The organism is Alloprevotella sp., from assembly GCF_057240785.1.
Window position 1 is genome coordinate 154,977 of the sequence record NZ_DBHHRH010000037.1, and the last position, 24,082, is coordinate 179,058.

Annotated in this window: 18 protein-coding genes and 1 tRNA gene; 9 read left to right on the forward strand and 10 right to left on the reverse strand. The window is 46.0% G+C overall.

What is annotated here, in order from left to right:
- Window positions 1–80: 80 nt before the first annotated feature.
- The 4 genes from mfd to ACO4R2_RS08980 form a co-directional block, all read right to left on the reverse strand.
- Window positions 81–3,551, reverse strand: a complete 3,471-nt coding sequence (mfd, locus tag ACO4R2_RS08965) for a transcription-repair coupling factor (RefSeq protein ID WP_484769951.1) — start codon at window positions 3,549–3,551, stop codon at window positions 81–83.
- 76 nt (window positions 3,552–3,627) lie between these two features.
- On the reverse strand, window positions 3,628–4,389 hold the full coding sequence (locus ACO4R2_RS08970) for an inorganic diphosphatase (RefSeq protein ID WP_484769952.1): 762 nt from the start codon (window positions 4,387–4,389) through the stop codon (window positions 3,628–3,630).
- 67 nt (window positions 4,390–4,456) lie between these two features.
- Window positions 4,457–5,788 (reverse strand): glucose-6-phosphate isomerase, encoded by a 1,332-nt coding sequence (locus ACO4R2_RS08975; protein WP_484769953.1) that lies wholly within the window; start codon window positions 5,786–5,788, stop codon window positions 4,457–4,459.
- A gap of 1,505 nt (window positions 5,789–7,293) precedes the next feature.
- Window positions 7,294–7,761 carry an ASCH domain-containing protein gene (locus ACO4R2_RS08980; protein WP_484769954.1) on the reverse strand — a complete coding sequence of 156 codons (468 nt, stop codon included), beginning with the start codon at window positions 7,759–7,761 and terminating at the stop codon, window positions 7,294–7,296.
- A 604-nt stretch (window positions 7,762–8,365) separates the two neighbouring features.
- Here ACO4R2_RS08980 and ACO4R2_RS08985 point away from each other — a divergent pair.
- From ACO4R2_RS08985 to ACO4R2_RS09000, 4 genes are all read left to right on the forward strand, one after another.
- On the forward strand, window positions 8,366–8,563 hold the full coding sequence (locus ACO4R2_RS08985) for a hypothetical protein (protein WP_311489656.1): 198 nt from the start codon (window positions 8,366–8,368) through the stop codon (window positions 8,561–8,563).
- A 312-nt stretch (window positions 8,564–8,875) separates the two neighbouring features.
- On the forward strand, window positions 8,876–9,028 hold the full coding sequence (locus ACO4R2_RS08990) for a hypothetical protein (protein ID WP_311490347.1): 153 nt from the start codon (window positions 8,876–8,878) through the stop codon (window positions 9,026–9,028).
- Between the two features lie 66 nt (window positions 9,029–9,094).
- Complete coding sequence (locus tag ACO4R2_RS08995; protein WP_484769955.1) at window positions 9,095–10,747, forward strand: hypothetical protein; 1,653 nt, start codon at window positions 9,095–9,097, stop codon at window positions 10,745–10,747.
- A 189-nt stretch (window positions 10,748–10,936) separates the two neighbouring features.
- Window positions 10,937–11,338 carry a pilus assembly protein HicB gene (locus ACO4R2_RS09000; RefSeq protein WP_484769956.1) on the forward strand — a complete coding sequence of 134 codons (402 nt, stop codon included), beginning with the start codon at window positions 10,937–10,939 and terminating at the stop codon, window positions 11,336–11,338.
- A gap of 263 nt (window positions 11,339–11,601) precedes the next feature.
- On the opposite strand, the gene ACO4R2_RS09005 is transcribed toward ACO4R2_RS09000, so the two are convergent.
- The 6 genes from ACO4R2_RS09005 to ACO4R2_RS09030 form a co-directional block, all read right to left on the reverse strand.
- A tRNA-His gene (locus ACO4R2_RS09005) sits at window positions 11,602–11,675 on the reverse strand.
- Window positions 11,676–11,794: 119 nt separating this feature from the next.
- On the reverse strand, window positions 11,795–12,553 hold the full coding sequence (locus ACO4R2_RS09010; RefSeq protein WP_484769969.1) for a lysophospholipid acyltransferase family protein: 759 nt from the start codon (window positions 12,551–12,553) through the stop codon (window positions 11,795–11,797).
- Between the two features lie 19 nt (window positions 12,554–12,572).
- Window positions 12,573–13,733 carry a metallophosphoesterase gene (locus ACO4R2_RS09015; protein ID WP_484769957.1) on the reverse strand — a complete coding sequence of 387 codons (1,161 nt, stop codon included), beginning with the start codon at window positions 13,731–13,733 and terminating at the stop codon, window positions 12,573–12,575.
- Window positions 13,730–14,650, reverse strand: a complete 921-nt coding sequence (locus ACO4R2_RS09020) for a vitamin B12 dependent-methionine synthase activation domain-containing protein (protein ID WP_484769958.1) — start codon at window positions 14,648–14,650, stop codon at window positions 13,730–13,732. The genes ACO4R2_RS09015 and ACO4R2_RS09020 overlap by 4 nt, the downstream gene beginning before the upstream one ends.
- Window positions 14,647–15,987, reverse strand: coding sequence for a dihydroorotase (locus tag ACO4R2_RS09025; protein ID WP_484769959.1), 1,341 nt, complete (start codon window positions 15,985–15,987; stop codon window positions 14,647–14,649). Before ACO4R2_RS09025 ends, ACO4R2_RS09020 begins: the two co-directional genes overlap by 4 nt.
- 96 nt (window positions 15,988–16,083) lie before the next feature.
- Window positions 16,084–16,836 (reverse strand): glycosyltransferase, encoded by a 753-nt coding sequence (locus ACO4R2_RS09030; RefSeq protein ID WP_311491217.1) that lies wholly within the window; start codon window positions 16,834–16,836, stop codon window positions 16,084–16,086.
- A 695-nt stretch (window positions 16,837–17,531) separates the two neighbouring features.
- On the opposite strand from ACO4R2_RS09030, the gene ACO4R2_RS09035 reads away from it, so the two are divergent.
- The 5 genes from ACO4R2_RS09035 (at window position 17,532) to ACO4R2_RS09055 (ending at window position 23,634) form a co-directional block, all read left to right on the forward strand.
- Window positions 17,532–18,608 carry a redoxin family protein gene (locus ACO4R2_RS09035; RefSeq protein ID WP_311491218.1) on the forward strand — a complete coding sequence of 359 codons (1,077 nt, stop codon included), beginning with the start codon at window positions 17,532–17,534 and terminating at the stop codon, window positions 18,606–18,608.
- 334 nt (window positions 18,609–18,942) lie between these two features.
- Window positions 18,943–19,842, forward strand: a complete 900-nt coding sequence (locus ACO4R2_RS09040) for a LysR family transcriptional regulator (protein ID WP_484769960.1) — start codon at window positions 18,943–18,945, stop codon at window positions 19,840–19,842.
- A gap of 884 nt (window positions 19,843–20,726) precedes the next feature.
- Entirely contained in the window at window positions 20,727–21,500 is a 774-nt protein-coding gene (locus tag ACO4R2_RS09045; RefSeq protein ID WP_484769961.1) for a Nif3-like dinuclear metal center hexameric protein, read from the forward strand.
- Between the two features lie 29 nt (window positions 21,501–21,529).
- Window positions 21,530–22,402 carry a zinc ribbon domain-containing protein gene (locus ACO4R2_RS09050; RefSeq protein WP_484769962.1) on the forward strand — a complete coding sequence of 291 codons (873 nt, stop codon included), beginning with the start codon at window positions 21,530–21,532 and terminating at the stop codon, window positions 22,400–22,402.
- Between the two features lie 71 nt (window positions 22,403–22,473).
- Entirely contained in the window at window positions 22,474–23,634 is a 1,161-nt protein-coding gene (locus ACO4R2_RS09055) for a glycosyltransferase family 4 protein (protein ID WP_484769963.1), read from the forward strand.
- Window positions 23,635–24,082 lie beyond the last annotated feature (448 nt).

Consider the following 24,082-nt stretch of genomic DNA (forward strand, 5'->3'; position numbering starts at 1 on the left):
TTCTCTAACCGTTTTGAGCAAGATGGTATAGAATGGGCAAGTAGTTTTCAGAGCTGAAGTTGTCCGCGATGCGCAATGCCTTATTCCGTGATTTTTTGGAGTAGACTGAGAGCGCGCTCCACCGTGGGAACGTTTTTGATAACCATACGGCGTTTACCCGCACTTTCTTTTAATTCAGTGGTGCGATAGTTTTGCGTGGCATACTGAATGAGGCGGTCGAAAGTAGAACTCTGATAGAACGGCGAATCATATTTCGAAACGAAATAAAGAGTCATGCGCCCATTCTTTAGTGTCAGTCGCTCTGCTCCCACCTTGCGCCCGAGACGGCGCAGAGGTACGATGCGTAACAGTTCCTCGCCTTCGGGCGGCAGCGCCCCAAAGCGGTCGATCATGCGCTGGCGGAAATCGGCAATTTGCTCATCGGTAGTGAGGCCGTCCAGTTCGCGATAGAGCAACATACGCTCGCTGGCTCCCGGCACATAGGTTTCGGGGAAGAACGCGTGCAGATCGCATTCCACATTGCATTCATCTACAAAGAAGTCGCCTGTGAGAGTCGAATGTTGCAACTCTTCTTTGTACAACTCGGCAAACTCGTCATTTTTGAGTTCGCTGACTGCTTCTGCCAAAATCTTTTGGTAGGTTTCGTAACCTAAGTCGGCAATAAAACCGCTCTGCTCCGCGCCCAGCAAATTGCCTGCTCCGCGGATGTCAAGGTCCTGCATGGCGATGTGTATGCCAGAGCCCAAATCGCTAAACTCCTCGATGGCTTGCAGTCGGCGGCGGCTCTCCTCACTCAAATGCGCCAGAGGTGGCGCCAGGAGGTAGCAAAATGCTTTGCGATCCGAGCGACCCACGCGGCCGCGCATCTGGTGGAGGTCGCTCAGTCCGAAATGGTTGGCGGCATCAATGATAATGGTGTTGGCATTACTGATGTCGATACCGTTCTCCACGATGGTGGTGGAGATGAGTACGTCGTAGTCGTAGTTGGCAAAGCCCAGAATGATTTTCTCCAATTCGGCGGGGGGCATCTGCCCGTGACCGATAGCCACGCGGGCATCGGGCACATATTTCTTTACCAATTCTTTGAGGTTCTGAAGCGCAGAGACGCGGTGAGTCACGATGTAAGTCTGTCCGTTCCGACTCATTTCGAAATTAACGGCATCGGCAATTATCTCGTGACTAAAGGTGTGTACCTCTGTCTGTATCGGGCGGCGGTTGGGGGGTGGCGTTTGAATGACGCTAAAGTCGCGCGCCCCCATCAGTGAGAACTGCAAGGTGCGCGGAATGGGTGTGGCCGACATGGTGAGTGTGTCTACATTCACTTTCAGCTGGCGGAGTTTCTCCTTGACAGCTACTCCGAATTTCTGTTCTTCGTCGATGATGAGAAGTCCCAGGTCTTTGAATTTCACGCTTTTGCCGATGAGTTTGTGAGTGCCCACAAGGATATCGACTTTCCCCTCGGCCAAATCAGTTAAGAGTTCGCGCACCTGTTTCGGCGTACGAGCACGTGAGAGATAGTCCACGCGCACGGGGAAGTTCTTCAAGCGTTTCTCAAACGTCTTGAAGTGCTGCAACGCCAAAACGGTTGTAGGCACGAGCACAGCCACTTGTTTCCCATCGGCTGCAGCCTTCATCGCTGCCCGCACGGCAATCTCCGTTTTACCAAAGCCCACATCGCCACAAACCAGACGATCCATTGGTTTTGCACTCTCCATGTCGGCTTTCACTTCTTGCGTAACCTTGAGCTGGTCAGGCGTGTCTTCGTAAGCAAAACTGGCTTCCAACTCGTTTTGCAAGTAGGTGTCGGCACTGTAGGCAAAGCCTTTTTCCTCTTTGCGCTTCGAATAGAGCTTGATGAGGTCGCGAGCAATGTCTTTGATTTTCTTCTTGGTGCGCTCCTTTAGTTTTTCCCAAGCTCCCGTACCCAGGCGGCTCAGTTTGGGAGCTTCGCCCTCACGCCCCTTGTATTTGGAAAGCTTATGAAGAGAGTGGATGCTCACCAAGACAATGTCGTCGTTTTGGTAGGTCAGCTTAATCATCTCCTGCTGCGTACCATCGGCAGCGGGCATACGCACCAATCCGGCAAAGCGTCCCACGCCGTGGTCGATATGTACGATGAAATCGCCCGGCTGAAACTGCATAAGTTCTTTCAGCGTAAGGGCCATCTTGGCATCGCGGGCATGGTCGCTCTTTAGGTTGTATTTATGGAATCGGTCGAATATCTGGTGGTCGGTGAAGAAGCACACCTGCAAGTCTTCATCGAAGAAACCCTCGTGCAAGGTTTTCAGAACGGGGGTGAAAAGAGGCGCATCGGCCGACGGAGCAGAGGTCGGCGTTGTGGTGTCAGAAGGAAGTGAGGCCAGAATTTCTGTCAGACGCTCGTTCTGCTTTCCGCTGTCGGCCGCAATAAAGATGCGATAATGGCGTTCGCAGAAATCGTTGAGCGAAGTCCTAACCATCTCGAAGTTCTTATGGTAGATGGGCTGCAGCTGCGTTTTGAAATGCAGTTGAGCCTTTGGCGTATCGGACGGAGTGTTACCCATCTCGATGCGTTGCAGGGCGAGGAGAGCTTTGCCCAGTTCGCGTCCCGACACAAGCAGGCGGTTTTTGTCAAGCTCCTTTGTAGGGCCTGCCGTGAGAGTGGAGCGGCGTGACTCCTCTTCTTCCTCATAAATTTCCCATTCGGGGCGTTCTTTGCTATCCTTTTTCTCGATGTAGGCTTGTTTAGCAAACCCTTCATCGAAAACCTTCTGTATGGTGTCAGTAATGAGAACCCAATTCTTCACCACAAGCAAAGCATCGGTGGGAAGATAGTCTGTGAATGGTACTAAATCCGAATTGCCTCCTTCCATTTCGGGTACTACGGCAACATCTTTTAAGCGATCTTTAGAAAGCTGTGTCTGCACCTCAAACGTACGAATCGTTTCCACATCATCACCGAAGAAATCGACACGGTAAGGATATTCGGAGGAATAGCTAAATACGTCCAAAATACTACCGCGCACGGCAAACTCTCCAGGCTCGTAAACGTAGTCTACACGGCGGAAGCCCAGTTCCAGCAGCTGGCGCTCGAGCTGTGGAAGGTCGTAGTTTCCGCCTTCCTGAATCTTTATGGTGCGCGCTTCAAACGAGACTTTCGGTGCCACACGTTCGCTCAACGCCTCGGGGTAGGTAACGATAAAAAGATATTCCTCATTTCTGTCCGCTAATGCATTGAGCACCTGTGTGCGCAGTACCTCGTTGGCGGCATCCCGCTGCGCGTATTTCACAGCACGGCGATAAGAGGAAGGAAAGAAGAGCACATTCTTATCGCCCAGCATCTGTGTGAGATCGTGATAGAAATAGCCCGCCTCCTCTTCATCATTGAGGACGAAGAGATAGGGCTTTCCTTTGATGCGCCGGCATGTGAGGGCAGAAAACACCATAGCGGCTGCCGAGCCATGAAGCCCGTTGCAGAAAGTGAGCCGCGGACTGTTTTCTCCAATTATTTTAGCCAATGCTGCCACCTGTGGATGGGCGGCGTAGAGCGGAAGAAGTTCGTTGAGAGTCAAAGTGAGTGGGAATTACGATATTTTCTCAGAGAAATCCGAGTAGGGAAGGAATAGTTCCCCCTTCGGAAGAAAAGTTTTAGCCTCTCCATTCATCGGCTAAAGCCATCATGGAGGGGAACAGGATGTTTGCGCCAGCATCGCGGAGCGTCTCGTTGGGGAGCGGTCCTGTGTTGACGGCGATAGTGAATATATGAGCCGCGTGGGCAGCTTGAACACCTAAGGGAGCATTCTCCACAACGAGAGCTTCCCAAGGCTGAACGCCAGCTTTCTCCAGTCCTAAGAGATAGGGATCGGGATGAGGCTTACCGTGGTGGCAGTCTTTACTCGATACGATATGGTCGGGGTTGAAAAAACCAGGGTAGTGGGTTTGCAAACGCTCAAGCAATGAAGCCTGTCCGCTTCCCGTCACCACGAGAATCTGAAGTCCTGCATCACGCACAGCGTTGAGGACACGTTCAGCTCCAGGCATATTCTGCGCCATCTCGCATTCGTTGAAGAGTCGGCACTTCTCGGCATAGATTTCCTCTATCTCTTCCGTTGTAGCCTCTCGGCCCCAGTTGAGGCGGGCAAAGCTGTTGATGGTGGAAGCTCCTGTGCGCCCCTCGTGGAGGTAGGCGTCCTCCGCTGTTATACCCAAACGGAAGCGTTGTCCCACTTCTGCCCAACTTTTGGCGTGGTTAGGCATCGAGTCGAAGAGTACTCCGTCCATGTCGAAAAGTACGGCTTTCAGACAAAAATGCTCAAAGCCGTTCTGTGCCAAATAAGCAAAAACAGCCTCGCTGAATTTCTCCGTGAGGAAAGATTCAGGGGCTGTTATATTATTATAGGTATGAGTCATTATTTGTGAACGAGAAATCCCCTCTGCCTCCCACGCGGGAAGACGAAGGGGATGTACGTTGTATCTCTTACTTGTTCAGACGTTCACGAATAGCTTTGCTCTCAGCCTCATAGCCAGGCTTGTTGAGCAGTGCAAACATATTCTTCTTGTAGCTCTCAACGCCCGGTTGGTTGAACGGATTAACGCCCAGTAAGTTACCACTAATGCCGCACGCTACTTCAAAGAAGTAGAGCAACTGACCGATATAGTACTCCGTCAGTTCTGGCACGCTGATGCGGATATTAGGGACGCCACCGTCTACGTGAGCCAACTGTGTGCCCAGTTCGGCCATCTTGTTGACTTCGTCCACGTGCTTGCCCTCGAGGAAGTTCAAACCGTCGAGATTCTCCTCATCGTGCGGGAAGAGAACAGAATACTTTGACTTTTCAACAGAGACAACAGTTTCGAAGATATTGCGCTCGCCTTCCTGGATCCACTGACCCATAGAGTGGAGGTCTGTGGTGAGATCTACAGCAGCGGGGAAAATACCCTTGTTGTCCTTGCCTTCGCTCTCTCCATAAAGCTGCTTCCACCATTCATTGACGTAGTGGAGTTTTGGCTGATAGTTGGCGAGAATTTCGATGTGCTTGCCTGCACGATAAAGCAGATTGCGAACAGCAGCATATTGTTCTGCAGGATTTTCCGCGTACGGAGCTGTTTGGCAGAGTTTTTCCATGTCTTGAGCACCGCGTACAAGTTCTTCAATATCAAAGCCTGCGCAAGCAATGGGCAGGAGGCCTACGGGAGTGAGCACGCTGAAACGACCGCCAACATTGTCGGGGATCACATAGCTCTTATAGCCTTCTTTGTCGGCCGTTACGCGGGCAGCACCTTTTTTAGCATCTGTCACAGCAACAATAACCTTGCGTGCCTCTTCCTTACCGCGCTGCTCTTCACACTGGCTGCGGAGCAAACGGAAAGTGAGGGCCGTTTCGGTGGTAGTACCCGATTTGCTGATGTTAATAACACCAAATTTGCGAGTTTTGAGATAAGTGGTGAGTTCGCTCAGATAGTCCTCACTGATATTATTACCAGCAAAGAGAATGCGAGGCGTTAGTTCTTCAAAATTATTTTTCAGACATTCGATAACAGCGCGCGCACCGAGATAAGAACCACCGATACCAGCCACTACGATAGCCTCGCAGTTTTCACGAAGCGTCTGTGCCGTAGCCTTGATGTCGGCCAAAAATTCGGGAGTGATGCTGGAAGGCAGATGCAGCCAACCGAGGAAGTCATTACCCTGGCAGGTGCCGTTCTCAAGTGATTCGTGAGCCTTCTTTACTTCGGGCTCTAAAGTAGCCACTGCGTCAGTATTCAGAAACTGAGCAGCTTTCGTGATGTCAAGTTTAATTGCGTTCATTGCTCATAAAGTTTTAATCTTCGCTGCAAAGATAATACTTTCTCATCGTACATGGCTGACAGATAAATGGTAATGTTTCAAAATGATAGTTTTAATACTACGACTTTTCTTGTAAAAGTGTACTCCACATCTTAAGTGAACAAAAACTTGGGATGGTAACTTCCCATGCCTCTCTCCTATAAAAAATAATGGAGCTGATGTTAGTTATCTTTTGTTGTGCATGAAAAGAAGGTGAAGTATGGTTGCTTTTTTATCTATATTGTAGATCTTTTTCATTGCCCAAAAGTTGTTTTAGGTAGTTTCAGAGGTAGTAATGCAGCTCGTGTGCAAATTTTCTATTAAAATTAAGAACAAAAAAACGCATTTTTTATTCTCTCAGAATAAGCAAGAAAAAAGAATTTAGAAAGCACGGTGTTTTTATGTATATAAGAGCTTGGAAATATCTACTAAATATTGCCTATTCTTTTTACCTAAAATGTCTGGTGGAAGATGCCAATAATCTCTCAAAACTCTATTTTTTTTTCTTGTAGAAAGCTTGTTCAACTAAAAAAACTTTTTCTAACTTTGCGCTCCGTAAGCGCTACCTTGGTGTTGGGAAAACTTTTCTTTCGTCAAGGCAAAGTACACTTCTGAGCTAAGTTCTTGACTTAGCGACAATGGAGATATTCTTCTTGCGCTGAGAACAGAGATGACCCAGGGAACTGATAGAGAAGAAGAAAGCGGAAATAGAAAAATCTCTCCTTGCTGAAAATAACTATATAACTGAAATAAGGAAAGAGAACAGCATTCCCTGCAAATAAAAAAAGAACAAGAGATTAAACCACACAACAGCCGAGGACAAAAGAGTCAGAGCTGAATGTGGAACTATAGAATCAAGCAAAATGATGCTTATAAAGGATGAAAAAATGGAGCGAATTAAGGACTAATAGGAAGCTTCAATAAACTCTTATCATCAAACATGGCTTCTCGCCCTAACAACCTCAAGTTGTTGGGCAAAACAATAAAGCTGAGGTTTCATTGGGCGGGAGTATGTCAAAGAGTCACACCATCAAGTTTTGTCGCAGAAGGCAAAAGGTATTGCAGAGTCTATTGATTCTCATCTCCCAAGCCACCAGACAATAAATGTAACTTGAATGAGAATTGGCAGATAAGTGCGAAGTTTCCGTTCCCCCAGTATCTCACTGCTGGAGATTAATAGGAATTCTTTAGTCACTATGTCAGAACTTAAGGTAGTATCTGCCAATGGGAGGTGTGTTTACTTTCATATTCCCTGCCCAATATTAACCTCTGAATCGTCAATGGAAGGGTTTCTTTCTTCTTGCTTACAAAATCTATGCTAGAAAAATACAGTGTTAGTTAAAAAGGTTTCAATTTCCACAAATACATAATCTCAGTGCAAGTTAGCTTACTCTAATCTGCACTAAGTTATTAACTCCTTGAGCTGCATCCTCTCCTTTATTATAGACAGTAAAGAGAGAGGAGTATGGGAATGTGCGAAGAACGATTTACTTCCTATGAAGTTCTACTATTTCTCCCAGATGGAAAACTGCCATCCAAAAGCACAGATTCCCTTCTGCATCAATTTTAGCCATATCATTTTCATCAACAGAGAAGCGTGCAGGATTCCCTTTCTTATCCAAGAGCGGCTGAAAAGTGATGTCCGTGATTTCAACAATGGCTGTATCACGCTCTTTGGCATAGCCAACTGCGAGATGGAGAAACTCCCATTTCTGTTTGGGGATATAAGGATAAACACCATTATTCCAGATGCAGAGATCGCCAAGTAGCTCATCGTCTTCACTGATCAAAGTTGTGTCAAATAGTGGCCAACCTTGCTCGCTCACTTCTAGGTATTTCTTGTAGGTGGTATCCTTTATTTCTCGATATTCCTCTTTCTTTGATCCTTCTATGATTTGATCAAAATATACCTGTTTTATTGTCAGGTAAAGTGTGTTTTCTTTGGTTGGTTTCATATTCTTAGTTGTTTGTATTTTACTGAGTATTCTACCTCTGTTTCTTTTTATTCGCGTCTTTCTTTTGTGTGCTCAAGTTTTCTGCACGTAATTTCGAATGTGGAGATACTCGATCTCTCAGGAAATCGCTTTTAAGGTAGACTTGCTATAGATGTACCCAGCAATCTATGGCAAATATAAAGAGAATATTTGATAGGAGACAAATATAAAAACTCAAAACGTGGTAAAAGCTGAATATGATTATGGTAAAACATTAGAGTCTTTTTCGAGCAAACTTTAAGAGAAGATTTGAATCCGCGGATATCTCTGATCTTCTTGTCACGCTAACAAAATCTTATTTATCAATTGATTATCTTCTCTGTGACGACATGGCAACAAAAAATGATTTATTGGGAGAAGATATGGACAAAATTCGGGGAGGACCGGAAATATGAGTACGAAGCAATATGAGAAAATAAAATAGGGGCAATTAAGCCCCTAAGTGTAGAAAGGGTAAGACTCGAACTTCCTATATCACCGCTGTTAACGCTGCTCGCTCCCAAATCATGCGACCATCAATCTACACCGCAAAGATAAAAAGAGAAATTCATAAAAGCAAAGAGAAATGGCAAAGAAAATTTTAGTAACGGTTGAATATGGAGAGAATAAAACTTACTCTTGTTATAGTGAGACACCAATAGGAGATTATGCCCTTATCGATGGAGACGGTAATACCGTTGCGGAAGCAAAGGCGGATTTTCTAAGGGCGGTGGAAGAATGCCGTGAGGCTTATCCTGAATTGGCTATTATGTTAATCTTATGAGAATTACAAAAGAAAAAATATTAGTAAGATGCATGGTAGTATGTAAAAAAGATGTATTTTTGCATGCCAATTCTGTAAAAGCGTAAGAATAACTGTTTATAAGGAAATATTATGCTGAGAGAAACGTTTTGAAAGCTTATATTCTGACTATCTAAGAGTATGTTGCTAGAATGTAAGTCTAATAATAGAGTGCGAGGCATTTTGAGAAAGAATACTCTAGCTTAGGGATGTTTTCACTATTGCAGTATGCAATAAAAAAGGTGTCAAGATTTTGGAAGAGTCCAATCTTTACACCTACAAAAAATAAGAACAATGAAAAAGGAATATCTCAAACCTTCATTCGAAAGTTTATCCGTAGAGACGGTCCAGTTATTTGCCGTTTCCACTCGCCCAACCACTGTAGATTCTTCCGAGTCGGATTTTAAGGAAGAAAAGGGGATTGAGTGGGGAGAAGTAGAATTTTAAGAGCGTATTCAATCAATAAAGAATGTATGGAACACTGCATGTTCCATACACAACAATGACAAAAATATGAATTTTATATCACGGAAATTTTCATCAGCAATGCTTTTGCTGTTTGCCAGCATCCTTGTGGGCTGTTCCAGCAACGACCTCATCGATAACGATCCTGATGCGGTGCCGACGAAAGGTGTTAGTTTTACTCTGACAGAACCCGATTTTGGCGAAGAAGTAGTGATGGGAGGACGTAAGATTAACAGTATGCCCAATCCTACCGATACGACAGATTTAGGTGATGGCGTATTGGGTGAAGTAAGTGTTACAAGAGATAGAGGCGCTCTTCGCGTTCCTGCTCTGTCAAGATCTGCCGCGCATATAGCAACACGCGCCACTGCGCCATTGAGCAGTGGTAGGTATACGGTGCTTGCATTTGATGCTGCTGGCACCTTGAAGGGCCAAATCAATGCCACGGTGGCTTCGGGGAAGTTTGCTAACAGAGATGTCATGGAGCTTGATCCCGGAACTTATACCTTTGTTTGTCTCAACGATAAAGTTGACTATTCGGGAGGCGTTATAAGTGTGTCAAAAGCCAATGCTGCAACGGCACGAATTGGCCGCACTGTGATGACGATTAGCGAACCCATAGCAAGAGTTCCTTTTGTTATGAATCATGTGGGCTTGCGTGTCCGTGTTGGTCTGGAAGCCATGGTGAATATCCCCAAGTTGAAAGCGATGATTGTTGACAACAGTGGGAAAACTCCTACCGTGACAAAATATGATCCTATCACAGGAACTTATACAACCATCGAAACAGGCACACTGGCAGAGACTCCGGATCAATTTCCGGCTACTAATCAAAATTTCTTCCAAGAAACTTATACTTCAAAAACAAGCACTTACCACTATCTCTTGCCGAGCGAGAGCACGGCTATTCAGTTGAAGTTTACCGAAGGAGATAAGATCTACCATAAGGATTTGGTGGGACGTACACTCACTTCCTACAACGGCACAACCTTAGAGGCCAATGGGACGTATCTGCTGAATGTGAAGCTCACCAAGGTTTTCAAGTATCTGTTCAATGATGGTTCAGTGGATTTTCTTCGCAACAAGGGTACGCGCACACCTATCGCGTTAGTAATCAGCGAAACAGACCGCTCAGCCATTGCCCTGCATGATGCAAACAATGGTAATCCCGATATTTGGACTGCAAATAGAAACGTCTACAACAACCCCGTGTCAGAGCGACCCAGTCGGAGGGCTCAGATTTCGGAGACTTCTCTTGGCGAACATTTCACATGGGATGCCAGCGGGAGTTTAGATGGAGTAACGATCAAGGCAAATGAGCCTACAAACTGCCCAGCCTTCTATCATGCTGCTCACTACAATCCGGGTGTGGCTGTAACGAATTTGAAACGATGGTATCTTGGCGCCAATACGGACTGGAAGAATGTTTACCTCTATGTTGGTTTTGGAACGGACACAGAGGTGAATGCTTATAGCTCTTATCGGGCTTGGTATTATCACGTTGTCAATAAAGCATTTGCAGATGCAGGAGGTTCTTCACCCATGCCTTCTACTTCAAATTTAAAGGATTATTGGTCAAGTACATATTACTCTGACTTTAATACAGGAATCGCTCGTGCTTTTAATAATGGTTATACAGATGGAACCCGTTCGATACACATTAATGAAAAGGTATACATCCGCGCTTTCATTCATTATTAAATACAACTCGAATTTTATAGATACGAGAGTTCTCAGTAAGTTAGAATTTTCTTTATTGCTGTCTCGTCTATTCTATTATAAGGTATTGCTCAGGCGTTAATTGTCTGAGCAATACTGCTCCTTTTTAAATTTTAGTGTGTTACGTATTTTAAGAACTCTGTATTTGTGTAAACGAATGAAATCAGAGATATGGCAAAGAAGATTTTAGTAACGGTTGAATATGGAGAAGATAACACCTACTCCTGCTACAGCGAAACAGCCATAGGAGATTATGCCCTTATCGATGGAGACGGTAATACCGTTGCGGAAGCAAAGGCGGATTTTCTAAGAGCGGTGGAAGAGTGTCGTGAGATTTATCCTGATGATAAAAGGTTTTGCGAATTATCTTTTGAATACAAATACGATTTACGATCGTTCTTTAATTATTTCAGTTTTCTCAACGTGTCAGACATTGCTAAACGTGCAGGTATCAATCCCTCGCTGATGCGCCAATACACCAGCGGAGTGAAAACTGCTGGTGAGAAGACTTACGAACGTTTGTCCTCCTGCATTGAGCAGATAAAAAAGGACTTAAATGCCGCATCGTTCTAAAGTTCGGTATATTTCAAGGAAAAAGAATTCTTTGAGCCGTCTACACACGAGTGTAGGCGGCTTTTTGCGTATCTCTTCGTCAGTGGATATAAATGTAGCTTTATTGTAGTGCCTTGTTTTTAGCTTTAAAAGTTTTGTGCTAAAACATTTTTGTATTACTTGTAATATTTAGAAGCTGCTTATAGAAACTTCTACTATGTGAGTAAGAGAAAAGAAAAAGCGGAAACTCTTTATTTATAAGAGATTTCCGCTTGTTTTCTTTGGGTGCCCAGTGGGATTCGAACCCACGACATTCAGAACCACAATCTGACGCTCTAACCAACTGAACTATGGGCACCATGTTATTAGTGTGCGTTCCTTTTGGAATGCGAGTGCAAAAGTATTACAAAGTTTTGGAATGTGCAAGACTTCTGTGAACTTTTTTGCGATTGTTCTTTTTCTCAATGGTAAAAATTGTTATTGATCATCATTGCGAACATAACCTTGATATTGGGCGGGAAGGTCGTTCATGATAGTTTGATAAGCTTCCTCCATGGTAGTTCGGATGTCCTGCGTGCCTTTTCCTGAGGGATAGATGGGTGCGTGGATGATGAGTTCTAACGGATGGTGCTTCACAAAGTTGAAGCCGTCCTGACGGCGGAGTACATCAAACGAACCATTGATGGTAATGGGAACGATGGGCAATTGGAGTTCATCAGCCAGTTGGAATGCTCCTTTGCGGAAGATACCCATGTGTCCCGTGAAGGTGCGCGCTCCTTCGGGGAAGACAACGAGTGAGGTGCCACCTTGTAGCGTTTGGCGAGCGTGGTCGTAGGTCTCTTTGATTTTACTTGGTCCAGATTTGTCAACGAAGATGTGGTGGGCTTTCTGGCAGGCGTAGCCAATGAGAGGAAGTTGGCGGAGCGCCTTTTTCATCATCCATTTGAAGTTGCGGTTCAAGAAACCATAAACGAGGAAGATGTCGAACGGGCCTTGGTGGTTGGCCACAAAAACATAGCTCTGGCCGTTTTTAAGATATTCTCGACCAGTGACGCGGACGGGGAGCAGCAGGAGTCGGCAGATGAAGCGCCCCCAAAGCATTGCAGGATAGTAGCCCCAGAAGTGGGCATTGCCTACCATGCAACCAATGCTGGTGGCGAGTGCGGTTAGGATTGTGGCAAGAATGCCGAGGGGTAGAACGATGAGGAGTTGGTAAATGCGATACATCGGGGGAATGTGTTAATGTGCTAATGTGTCAATGTGCTAATGTAATAATGTCTATTTCGGGCCACGCGCCAAAGCGGAAAGGGAGGAGCACTTCACCTACGCCAGGGCAAACAAGAAGGGCTTGATTGCCTTGTTGGTAGAGGCCGCTCCACTGTGGATAGAACCATGCTGCGGGCGACCATTTGCCAATCTGAAACTGCATGGCGTGGGTGTGACCAGAGAACATGAGCGGAATGTCAGTATGTGGTAGAATCTGTGCATCCCAATAGCTGGGATCATGTTGCAGCAGGAGTTGGAAACATTTGGGCGAAATATTTTTGCGTGCTTGCTGTAGTTTCGCACGGCGGGGAAAGCTTGGGCGGTTCCCGTGATTTTCCAATCCGATAACGGCAATAGAATCGTTGCCGCGGTGAAGAATAAGATTCTCGTTGAGCAGGAGCCTCCAGCCCATATTGCGTTCCTCTTGTTGGAGCTGACGAACAGCGGCGAGGCGCTCGGCAGAGCTGTTCCAATGGAAATAAGTCAGATAGTCATGATTCCCCATAACGCTCACTACGCCATCCCGCGCCTTGAGCTGGCTGAGGATGTTGCGGAAAGGCTCTATCTCTCGAACGTGATAGTTCACCAAGTCGCCCGCGAAGACAATCAAGTCCGGTTGTTGCGCATTGATGCTGTCGACGATTTGCTGCACCACATCTTGATGGTGGCGGAGAGTGCCGAGATGGAGATCGGAGATCAGCGCGATGCGGTAGCCTTTGAATTGTGATGGAATGGAAGAATGAGTAAACGTAAATTGTTTCGTTTGTATGCGCTTATACCCCAGTGTGAAACTATAGAGCATAAGTATGAAACTGAATGCTCCGACAAGGTACGCGCTAACGGTCATGCTACGTCGAAAGATATTCTGCTTTCTCCCTATTCGACCGATGAGCAACAATAAGGCGGTGAGCGTTTCGGGCACAACAAGGCAGAGAGTGGCGGAAAGCAGAAAACCTTTCACGGCATCAGCTGTCATGGTATAGCTCTCATTGATGGCCATGAATGTTAGAGCCAAGAGTAAGAGCAGATGGGGAAGCGCAAAGAGCAAGCGTACCCAGCGCGGCCATTTGTTGCGAAAAACGAGGCGGTCTATACCCCAAGCTGGCAAAGTCAGTAGGGCTATGAGCAATATAAGAATACGAGCTATCATTCGAGATTGCGTGATAAGAATTTGCGTAGTTGTGGAATAGGGAGATTGCGGCGGCGCGCATAGTCTTGGAACTGATCTTCGCCAATGCGTCCAATCCCAAAATAGTATGTGCTAGGGTGGCCGAAGAGCAGTCCGCACGCCGAGGCGTGCGGCAGCATCATGCCCGTTTCGGTGAGTTGGATACCGATGCGTCCAAAGTTCAGAATCTCATCGAGCAAGAAGATAATGGACTGATCCGGTATTTGCGGATAACCCACAGCCGGACGTATGCCTTGGTATTCATCATTCCATATTTGTTCGTGTGTGAGCTGTTCGTCGGGAGCATAACCCCAATAGATGCGGCGCACATCACGGTGCATCAGTTCGGCCGTGGCTTCGGCCAGTCGGTCGCAGACCGTTTGGTATAGCATACGCTCATAATCGTCAGCAAACGACTCCACTTGACCATCGGAGCGATGAAAAGAGACGCAGAAGATGCCCATTACTGAAGCTATATCATCCTTGATGTAGAGTTCGCGAGGGCGAATGAAATCGGCCAAACACAAGTGAGGGTCTCCAGCGTGCTGAACATGCTGCTGCCTAAGGAAAGGAATACTCCATCGTCCTCGAGAATCCTCCACGATAATATCCTCTTCCTCTGACCAAGCTGGATAGAGTCCGAAGCAGGCAAAACCTTTGTGCGTGAGGTCGAGACGGTTGATCATGCGGGTGGCGTCATCGAATAGTTTTGAGGCTTCTTTGGCTGCTGCCTTATCCTCTTCAGGGAAGCTATTGATCCATTCTTGTCGGCAAGCTGGGCAGTTGTGAATGGTCGCCACGCCAGCAAAGCGAGGTTGGAGGTTCCAGGCGTTGAAGAAGAACGGCCAGTTGATAACTTCGGCCAGTGTATGAGCGTAGTATTTCAGTTCTTTAGTCATCGGGAGAAGCTAACGGGCAATCCGTGGAGATTTTCGTCCACGAGGTGTCCTTTATTATATATAAGGTCTCCGTTGCAATATGTTTTCTCAATACGCCAACGGAAGGTATGGCCTTCCAACGGACTCCAATTGCACTTGCTGCGAATCTGATTCGGGGTAAGTGTCCACGGGCTATTGGGACGCACCAATACGAGGTCGGCCTTGTAGCCTTCGCGCAAGAAACCGCGATTTTCCACCTGATAAATCTTGGCTGGATTATGGCACATGAGTTCCACAAGGCGCTCGATGCTGAGCACACCCTCATTGGTGAGCCCGAGCATGGCTGGTAAGGAAAATTGTATCATGGGCATTCCCGAGGTGGCACGTGCTGCTCCACCCACTTTGTCCCTCATATGGTGGGGAGCATGGTCGGTGGCGATGGTTGAAATAGTGCCATCGTTGAGCGCACGGCGCAGTGCATCGCGATCGGCGCGTGTTTTGATGGATGGGTTACACTTGATGCGGCTGCCTAATCGGATATAATCTTCATCGCAAAAGAGCAGATGCGGCACACATACTTCCGCTGTGATTTTCGGATTGGTAGGGCTGAAGAGTTCCAGTTCGCGAGCGGTGGAAATGTGAGCCACATGGAGTCGTGTTCCGTATTTCCGTGCCAGAGCCACTGCTTCAGCTGTGGATTTGTAGCACGCTTCGGCAGACCGGATGAGTCCGTGATAGCGTATGTCGGGATCTGCTCCGTATTTCTCTTTATACTTCTTCATGTTGGCAGCAATAGTGGGCGTATCCTCGCAGTGCACCATCAAAAGTGTAGGAGTTTTTTCGAAGATGTAGCGGAGAACCGTTTTGTCGTCGACGAGCATATTTCCCGTGGAAGCTCCCATGAAGAGTTTCACGCCAGTAATGCTGCGCCACTTGAGTTGTGGCAATAGTTCATAGTTGTTGAGCGTTGCTCCGAAATAAAGCCCGAAATTGACATGACTCTTTGTGGCTGCCATGTCGTATTTTTCGCTGAAAGCTTCGAGGGTTGTGGTGGTGGGGAGCGTATTGGGCATATCAAAAACAGTTGTCACGCCTCCTGCCGCGGCAGCGTAGCTCTCCGTTTCGAAGTCGGCTTTCTCCGTCAGACCTGGATCGCGGAAATGTACGTGTTCATCAATGACACCTGGAAGCAGGTAGCACCCATCAGCATTTACCACTTCCATGGGAGGCTCATCTGGAACGGCGTCTTTCCCCTCCAAAATCTGACCTATTTGGTTGTTATCTATCAAAAGAGAACCGACAAACTGTCGGCCCTCGTTAACAATGATAGCATTCTTTATTTGAATTCTTTTGTGCATAGTTCTGTTATAAGATAAAAAGAGTGTGACGATTGCTTATCACAACTGTAGCAATCATTAAAAACCACAAAACGCCCCATTGGCGGGGCATTCTGCTTATTTCTTTCTCGGCTTAATTTGTCCGGTCATTGCTGCCCAGCGCAGGCGCATAACGCCGAAGAGTGCCTCGCCAAAGATGCCGCCACTCATCTTGCTTGTGCCTTCGCGGCGGTTGACGAAGATGACAGGCACCTCCTTGATTTTGAAGCCTAACTTATAAGCCGTGAATTTCATCTCTATTTGGAAAGCATAGCCCTTGAAGCGGATGGCATCGAGATCGATGGCTTCGAGCACCTGGCGGCGATAGCATTTGAATCCCGCTGTTGTGTCGTGAAGCTTTACGCCCAAGACGGTACGTACATATTTAGAAGCGTAGTAGCTCATGAGCACGCGTCCCATCGGCCAGTTGACAACATTGACACCACTCACATAGCGCGAACCTATGGCTACATCTGCACCATCCGTTGCGCAAGCTTCGTAGAGCCGCGGCAGGTCCTTCGGGTCATGGCTGAAGTCGGCATCCATCTCAAAAATATAGTCGTACTTCTGTTCGATAGCCCATTTGAAGCCTGCAATATAGGCAGTTCCCAGTCCGAGTTTGCCACGGCGCTCTATGATAAAGAGACGGTTCTTGAACTCATCTTCCATGAGGCGTTTCACAATGGCGGCAGTGCCATCGGGCGAACCATCGTCGATGACGAGGATGTTAAACGCGTGTGGGCCGAGGCCAAGAACGGCTCGGATTATCTTTTCAATGTTTTCTTTCTCATTGTATGTGGGTATGATAACAATGCTATCGCTTCTATCCATAGTCGAAATGGTGTTTTATTATATTTGTGGCGAAGTTAGATAATTATTGCCGATTTTCCCAAACGAAAGCAAAGTTTTTTAGTTCCTCTTCCGTTAAGATGCAATAAGGATGCGCATTGGAAAACGGGAGAGAGAAACGCCTATTTTAGGGTGGTTTTAGAAGCTCTTAAAGCGGGCTAAAAATATCCTTATTGTGTCAGCTGATACAATAAGGAAGCCAGCTGACGCAATAAGGCTATCAGCTGACAGCCTTATTGTATTTTTGCTCCCCTTTATGATATTGTAAAACAGATGTTTATGATTCTTGTTCGAGGTCTTTTTGTGATGTTTGAGGAAGGAGTGAGGCTGCAAACATTTACTGTGGGCAGAAGCCCCTCCTTGCTCCTTCTTTTTGCAGGAATCATTTTCTAAAAAAGGAGATAGTTACAACCTAAAATTGTTCAAATACATTTCCATCCTCGTCCTTGTATTATATATATGACTATAGAACGTGTTTTTGAGATAATAAGGACGTAAGTAGACAAGATAGGTTGTATCTGTTTTTTTAGAGTATAGTTGCTCGGGGGTGGGCGTTTTACGTTTCTTAGCTTTATGTGTATTTCTTTTGGAATCACTGCACATAAAAAAAGATAAAAGCTGTGGGTATGTAGCAAAAAACGTTATCTTTGCAAAAAGTAATATTCAAACTGATCAATATGAAAAAAATAGCAGCGTTGGCACTTGCGCTTTTAGCCGTGCCGAGCTTTGCACAGAAGTATTCTGTTACGGGACAAGTTCCTAAGGAACTCAAGAAGGTGTACCTCTACAACTTCGAGTCGCAGAATGATCAAAAGCCAGATAGTGCGGTGGTCAAGGATGGGCGCTTTAGTTTTTCAGGCGATGCACAGGGAAAACTCTTCGCTATGCTTTTTGCTAAGGATGGAGAGTATTCAGTTCCCGTTATTTTGGACGGGAATGTAACTGCTGATTTGGTAAAAAATGTTATAGCAGGTACGAGTGAGAACGAAAAGCTCTCTGCTGCTATATTGCAGTTAAAGCCTCACACCGACGCGTTTCAGAAAGTGTTAGGAGAAGTGCGCAAGTATCAGCGAGAAGGGAAAGAAATGCCCGAATCTATGCAGCAGCAACTTGAAAGTGCTTATGAGAAAGCCATCGCGGGCATGACTGCTGATTTGAAAAAGATATGTGATGAGAATATGCAGTCCATTTTCCCTGCTTATTTCATCAGTTCTCATTACAACGACATGGACAAGGCAGACATCATTCGATATGCCGATTCTAATGCCGCTTTTATGAATGTGGGAATGCTCAAGCGTTTGCGCGCGAGTGTTGAAGGCTGGAAACGTCAGCAACCAGGCGTGATGTTCACCGACATTGAGTTGGCCGATACTACTGGTGTTCAGCATAAGCTTTCCGAGTATGTAGGTAGAGGCAATTATGTGTTGATTGATTTTTGGGCTAGTTGGTGTGGACCTTGTATGCGTGAAATGCCCCAGGTGAAAGCTCTTTATGATAAGTATCACGCAAAAGGTTTTGATATTGTTGGTCTGAGCTTCGACCGCGACCATAAGAATTGGGTGGGAGCAATTCAGCGCAAAGGGCTGAATTGGCATCATCTCTCTGATTTGAAGTACTGGGATACGCTTGCAGGGCGCACCTATGGAATCAATGCTATACCTGCTACGTTGCTAGTGGGTCCTGATGGAAAAATTGTAGCTGCTAATCTTCACGGAGAAGAGCTAGCTGCAAAGTTGAAAGAGATTTACGAATAATTTCGTGTATAAGAGAGGGCGGACTTTGCAGGGAAATTCAAAAAGAACTTGCAATGTCCGCACTTTGTTTTATTTAGCTATCGATTTTGACGATAGCAGATATAGATAAAAAGATTGTAAAAACACTTGTGGAGCTTGCAGCGTGGCGTACTTTTGCAACCAGAAAAATGAAGGTAACGTTATGGCAAATGCTATTGTTGGTATCTCGGTCGCCGTTATAGTAACGACATTTGTGGTTTGCAATGCCCTCCACTTTTTTCGCACAGAAATGCGTCATCGCTCCATTCATGGAGCATCGTTTCGCTATTTTGATGTGCATGAGGACTAAGAGAAGATGGAATTACGCCAATTACGGTATTTCATAAAGGTGGCAGAACGTCTCAGTGTGTCAGAGGCAGCCAAAGACCTCTGTATCACCCAGAGCACATTATCTCAGCAAATTCGCCAGTTGGAAAATGAGTTGGGAGTACAGCTCTTCGACCGAACGAGTCGAGGTGTGAAACTGACAGAAATGGGCGTAGAAATGTTGCCTTATGCTGCGAAGACTGTGCAAGATGCAGAAGTTTGCGTCGATCACATCTCCGACATACAAAACCTCAAAGCAGGTGTGCTCCGCGTGGGAGTGTCATACAGTTTCGGATCAATGTTGGCCATAGTGCTTGCAAAGTTTATGAAATTGTATCCAGGAGTAAAGCTCGACATTCACTACAAGAAGACGGACCATCTGATGGAGCGCTTGTGTAATCGCCAAATTGATTTGGCGTTGGCTTTTAAGCCAGAACGAGTGTATCCAAATTTAGAGAGTAAAACGCTTTTTAAACGTAAGCTCTCGGCCATCGTCAACCGCTACCATCCTTTGGCGAATAAAAAGACGGTTTCCTTGAAAGATTTACTGCCATTCGATATGGTCTTGGTGACCCATGGAATGCAAGCACGAGATCTATTTGAGGCGATTCTGAGTAAGACGGATATAACGTATCATGTACGAGCCGTGCTGAATACCGTTCCTGCTATTCTGCAATTAGTGCGAAATTCACAGTTCGTTACAGTACTCTCAGAAGAAACTATCCGTGGGGATCGGTCTTTGGTATCAATTCCGATAGATGTTCAAGGCAATGTGATGGAAGGTTGTGTTCATTGGTTGCGCGACAGCTATGTGAAATCCTCAGCAAAAGAGCTTGTAAGGCTGCTGATGGAGGAAAGTAGTCTCAATGAGATGGTCAACGAAATTTGAAAGTTTATTTCTTGGTAAAAGTTTTTTAGGATAACTACATTGTAAAGGTGACTTTGTCACTTTTCGCCTAACAGGGGCCTTCGTGAGAAGACGCCTGTTCTGGTTTTATAGGAGTAGGGGAGTTGATGTGTTATAATGAGTCTCTCTGAGAATGCTGAAAAAGATTCTCCTTTTTCTTTTATCTCAAAAAACAATCCCCTTTGTTAAATATCTTTTCTTCTTCTTTTTGCTTATCTAATAGTCCTTTCTCTTTTTGCTCATAAAAAAAAGGGCTTCCGCCCTTCTTCTTAGTGAATTGAAGCACACAGGAGCTTCAATCACGACTCATTTTCGAGTCTACATCTAACTTGTTACCTAAACTACAAACCTTTTATCAAAAGGTAAAACCTATGAAACATACACACGTTTTTAATACCTAATCAATTACTAACACCATCTTTTTGTGTGCAGTCAACTCGAAAGGTTGCACTTTTTATAGCCCTGTGTCACTTCCTTTCTCGTTTGACAATGCAAAGGTAGAAACTTTCTCCGAAGTATGCAAGTGCTAATGTGTCTTTTTGCTTATTTTTATACTTTTATTGCATGTATTGTAAGGCAGACGTAACGAAAACGTATGATAAGTTGATAAAAGAGTCCTTTTTGATAGAAAAGTAAATGTTTGAAACGTAAACCGGAGCTTGCAAAATAGGCGGAATGAAGGACGACCTTAGTAGGATGCTCGAAAAAAGCGTGTGAAATGTTCGATTTGTTGAGGAATAAGGGCAGGAGATAAAGAGAAGGAGAAGAGTTAGCAGACAACTCTGCGACATTTAGCGGCAAAAGTCATTCTTGATGGCAGAAAAGGTGTAAGAATAAAAAGAAAATTGTATTTTTGCAAGCAGAATATGAAAATAAAGCAAGTAGCCGAGGCCCTTGAAAAGTTCGCGCCCCTGCCGCTGCAAGAAAGCTACGATAACGCTGGCTTGCAGATTGGATTAACAGAGGCGGAAGTGTCAAGGGTCTTATTGTGTCTAGACGTCACTGAAGACGTTGTTTTAGAAGCTGCCGAAAAAGGCTGCCAACTCATAGTGAGCCATCATCCGCTTTTATTCCGTGGCGTGAAATGCGTTTCGGATAGTGATATGGTTCAGCGTTGCGTGCGCTTAGCTATAAAGCACGATGTCGCTATCTATTCTGCTCACACCAATCTCGACAATGCTGCGGGGGGCGTGAACTGGATGATAGCTGAAAAACTGGGGCTACAAAATGTTTCTTTTTTGCAGCCTGTGGGCGAAGGAGGGAGCGGAGTAATTGCAGAACTTCCAGAGGCTGAAGCTCCGAAGGATTTTTTGCATCGCGTAAAGAAAACCTTTGGTATCGACTGCTTACAAGCAAATAGAGGTCCCGAACGTATGGTGAAACGTATTGCGCTGTGTGGCGGTGCGGGAGATTTCCTTTTGGATACTGCAATAGCGCGTGAGGCCGATGTGTTCTTGACAGGAGAAATGCACTATCATCAGTATTTCGGTCATGATGAGCAACTCTGGATAGGAGTTATGGGACATTATCAGAGCGAACAATTCACGGTTGAATTGCTCCGTCGATTGCTCCAACAGGCATTTCCAACGCTCGAACTATTGGAAACGACCAACACAACCAATCCGATACAATATATATAATAGGAATACATTAATATAAATATACAATTATGGCGAAGAAAATTGATCCCGCTGAACTGCCCGTAGAGCAGAAGCTGAAGAATCTGTATCAGTTGCAAACCACGCTGTCGGAGATTGACAAAATCAAGACACTGCGCGGTGAACTTCCCTTAGAAGTACAAGACCTCGAAGATGAAGTTGAGGGTTTGAAGACACGTATCAAGAAGCAAGAGGAAGACGTTGAAGCTTTTAAGGCAGATATTGCTGAACGACACGAAAAAATTAAAGCTGCTCAAGAGGCTATTGCTCGCTACAAGCAACAGCTCGACTCGGTGAAGAATAATCGAGAGTTCGATATGCTCAACAAAGAAATAGAGTTTCAAGAACTTGAAGTGCAGTTGCAAGAAAAGAAAATCAATGAAGCAAAAAAGACCATTGAGGAACGCCACGCCTCTATGGAATCCAGCAATGCAATCATCAGCGAACGTATGGAAGACCTGACGGCAAAGCGTACGGAACTTGAAGATATTGTAACAGAAACTAAGGCCGAGGAAGAAAAACTCCGCGAGAAGTCAAAATCTCTCGAACTTCTCATTGAGCCGCGTCTTTTAGGGGCGTTCAAGCGTATCCGCAAGAATAGCCGCAATGGTTTGGGTATTGTCTACGTACAGCGCGATGCTTGTGGTGGTTGCTTCAATAAGATTCCGCCCCAGCGCCAACTCGACATTCGTATGCACAAGAAGGTAATCGTTTGTGAATACTGTGGTCGTATCCTCGTAGATCTCGAATTGGCTGGTGTGAAGATTGAAAAGCCTGTTGAGGAGAAATCGAAGCGCCGTCGCGCAACGTCTTCTGCCACATCTGCTCGCCGCACCACTCGCAAAGCAGCTGAAGAGCCTACAGTGTCCGAGGCTGAAGCTTAATATTTTTTATGGTCCTCTTGTCTTTGATGGCAAGAGGACCCATTTTTTTCTGCTTTCAGAGTAAAGAAACAATGAACGTACTCTTTGATTATCAAGCTTTTTACATTCAGAAACTTGGCGGAGTGTCCAACTGCTTTGCAAACCTACTGGCAAATATGCCCGAAAACATTCAGGCAGAGATAGCCATTCGCGAAAGCGATAATATTCACCTTTGCAGCAAGCACCTTGTTGAAGGACTACGTCCGTGCCACCTCACGAAGAACAATTTCATCTGCCACCGCAAGTTTCCTCTGAAGCACGACCTCTTTAAGCTCTTTGCCAGCTTGTTTCCTCAACAAACATCGCTGGGTATCAATCGGAACTACGCCATACAGTGCTTGGAAGAAGGCCGCTATGATGTTTTCCACCCCACCTTTTTCGATATGTATTTCATGAAGCATCTTCATGGAAAACCTTTTGTACTCACCGTCCACGATATGATTCCCGAGTTGTTCTTTAAGAAGGGAGATATGCAAATTGCTCGTAAGCGCGAACTCGTGAAGCACGCCGCTCATATCATCGCAGTATCGGAAAATACCAAACGGGATCTGGTGGATTTATTGCACGTTCCTGAGCAGCGCATCACCGTAATCTACCACGGTGCACCCGAAGAGGTTGCATACAACAAAACACCTCTTTTCGATTTCAAATATCTTCTTTTTGTGGGGCATCGGACCGCCTACAAGAATTTTTGCCCCATGGTCCGCCATCTCCAATATTTCTTGCAGCGCCATCAGGATTTGAAATTAGTGTGTACGGAAGCACCATTCTCTCAAAAAGAGTTGGAATTTTTCCAAGAGCTCGGAATTGCCGATCGCATAGTACATTTCCATGCCACCGATGAGCAACTCCTCACGCTCTATCATCATGCCGAGTGCTTTATCTTTCCCTCCATCTACGAAGGTTTTGGCATTCCCATTTTGGAAGCATACATGGCTGGCTGCCCCGTTGTGTTGAACCGAAAAAGTTGTTTTCCAGAGATAGCCCAAGATGCTGCTATCTATTTTGATATGGACGAGACGGGGTCGAATTTAGATGATCAGCTGGAACTTCTTTTCTCTGATTCCGCACAACGCACTTTGCTGCTTACGAGACAAACTCAGCGCTTGAAGGACTTTTCATGGAAAAAAGCTGCAACAGAATTGGCCGAAGTCTATGAACGAGTGAAAAACAAAGAACCGTTTTATATCTAACAAAGAGTTGTAGTTAGTCTCGACTGTGGTAGAGCAGGATCGCTCACGCCTCCGGTGGAGACAGTTGTTTCCGCAAATCCCACGCCTCCGGCGGAGGCGCACCATGCTTAACCGCGGGTGATGCCCGAGCGGAGCGAGGGAGAACCCGTGGACAAGAGACAGTACTACTATCCGACGCAGGAAGCGTCGCACTACAAGCGTTGAGGGAGAGTAACAAGTGTGGATGTTGTTCGACACCGCCGGTGTCGGAGGATGGGAGGGCTTCTCTCTCCACGGGTTCACCCTTCGGGCATCACCCGCGGTTACGCATGGTGTGTCCCCGCCGGGGACAGTGGGTGAGCACGGAGGAAGTCTGCTTTTTTCCACTTGTCCTCTATGCTCTGCGCTGCATCCTCACCCGCGGTTACGCATGGTGTGTCCCCGCCGGGGACAGTGGGTGAGCACGGAG

Bases quoted from the DNA above. Each gene is read 5' to 3' on its own strand.
- ACO4R2_RS08970 (WP_484769952.1), bottom strand. From the start codon at position 4,389: ATGACTCATACCTATAATAATATAACAGCCCCTGAATCTTTCCTCACG.
- ACO4R2_RS08975 (WP_484769953.1), bottom strand. From the start codon at position 5,788: ATGAACGCAATTAAACTTGACATCACGAAAGCTGCTCAGTTTCTGAAT.
- ACO4R2_RS08980 (WP_484769954.1), bottom strand. From the start codon at position 7,761: ATGAAACCAACCAAAGAAAACACACTTTACCTGACAATAAAACAGGTA.
- ACO4R2_RS08985 (WP_311489656.1), top strand. From the start codon at position 8,366: ATGGCAAAGAAAATTTTAGTAACGGTTGAATATGGAGAGAATAAAACT.
- ACO4R2_RS08990 (WP_311490347.1), top strand. From the start codon at position 8,876: ATGAAAAAGGAATATCTCAAACCTTCATTCGAAAGTTTATCCGTAGAG.
- ACO4R2_RS08995 (WP_484769955.1), top strand. From the start codon at position 9,095: ATGAATTTTATATCACGGAAATTTTCATCAGCAATGCTTTTGCTGTTT.
- ACO4R2_RS09000 (WP_484769956.1), top strand. From the start codon at position 10,937: ATGGCAAAGAAGATTTTAGTAACGGTTGAATATGGAGAAGATAACACC.
- ACO4R2_RS09015 (WP_484769957.1), bottom strand. From the start codon at position 13,733: ATGATAGCTCGTATTCTTATATTGCTCATAGCCCTACTGACTTTGCCA.
- ACO4R2_RS09020 (WP_484769958.1), bottom strand. From the start codon at position 14,650: ATGACTAAAGAACTGAAATACTACGCTCATACACTGGCCGAAGTTATC.
- ACO4R2_RS09025 (WP_484769959.1), bottom strand. From the start codon at position 15,987: ATGCACAAAAGAATTCAAATAAAGAATGCTATCATTGTTAACGAGGGC.
- ACO4R2_RS09030 (WP_311491217.1), bottom strand. From the start codon at position 16,836: ATGGATAGAAGCGATAGCATTGTTATCATACCCACATACAATGAGAAA.
- ACO4R2_RS09035 (WP_311491218.1), top strand. From the start codon at position 17,532: ATGAAAAAAATAGCAGCGTTGGCACTTGCGCTTTTAGCCGTGCCGAGC.
- ACO4R2_RS09040 (WP_484769960.1), top strand. From the start codon at position 18,943: ATGGAATTACGCCAATTACGGTATTTCATAAAGGTGGCAGAACGTCTC.
- ACO4R2_RS09045 (WP_484769961.1), top strand. From the start codon at position 20,727: ATGAAAATAAAGCAAGTAGCCGAGGCCCTTGAAAAGTTCGCGCCCCTG.
- ACO4R2_RS09050 (WP_484769962.1), top strand. From the start codon at position 21,530: ATGGCGAAGAAAATTGATCCCGCTGAACTGCCCGTAGAGCAGAAGCTG.
- ACO4R2_RS09055 (WP_484769963.1), top strand. From the start codon at position 22,474: ATGAACGTACTCTTTGATTATCAAGCTTTTTACATTCAGAAACTTGGC.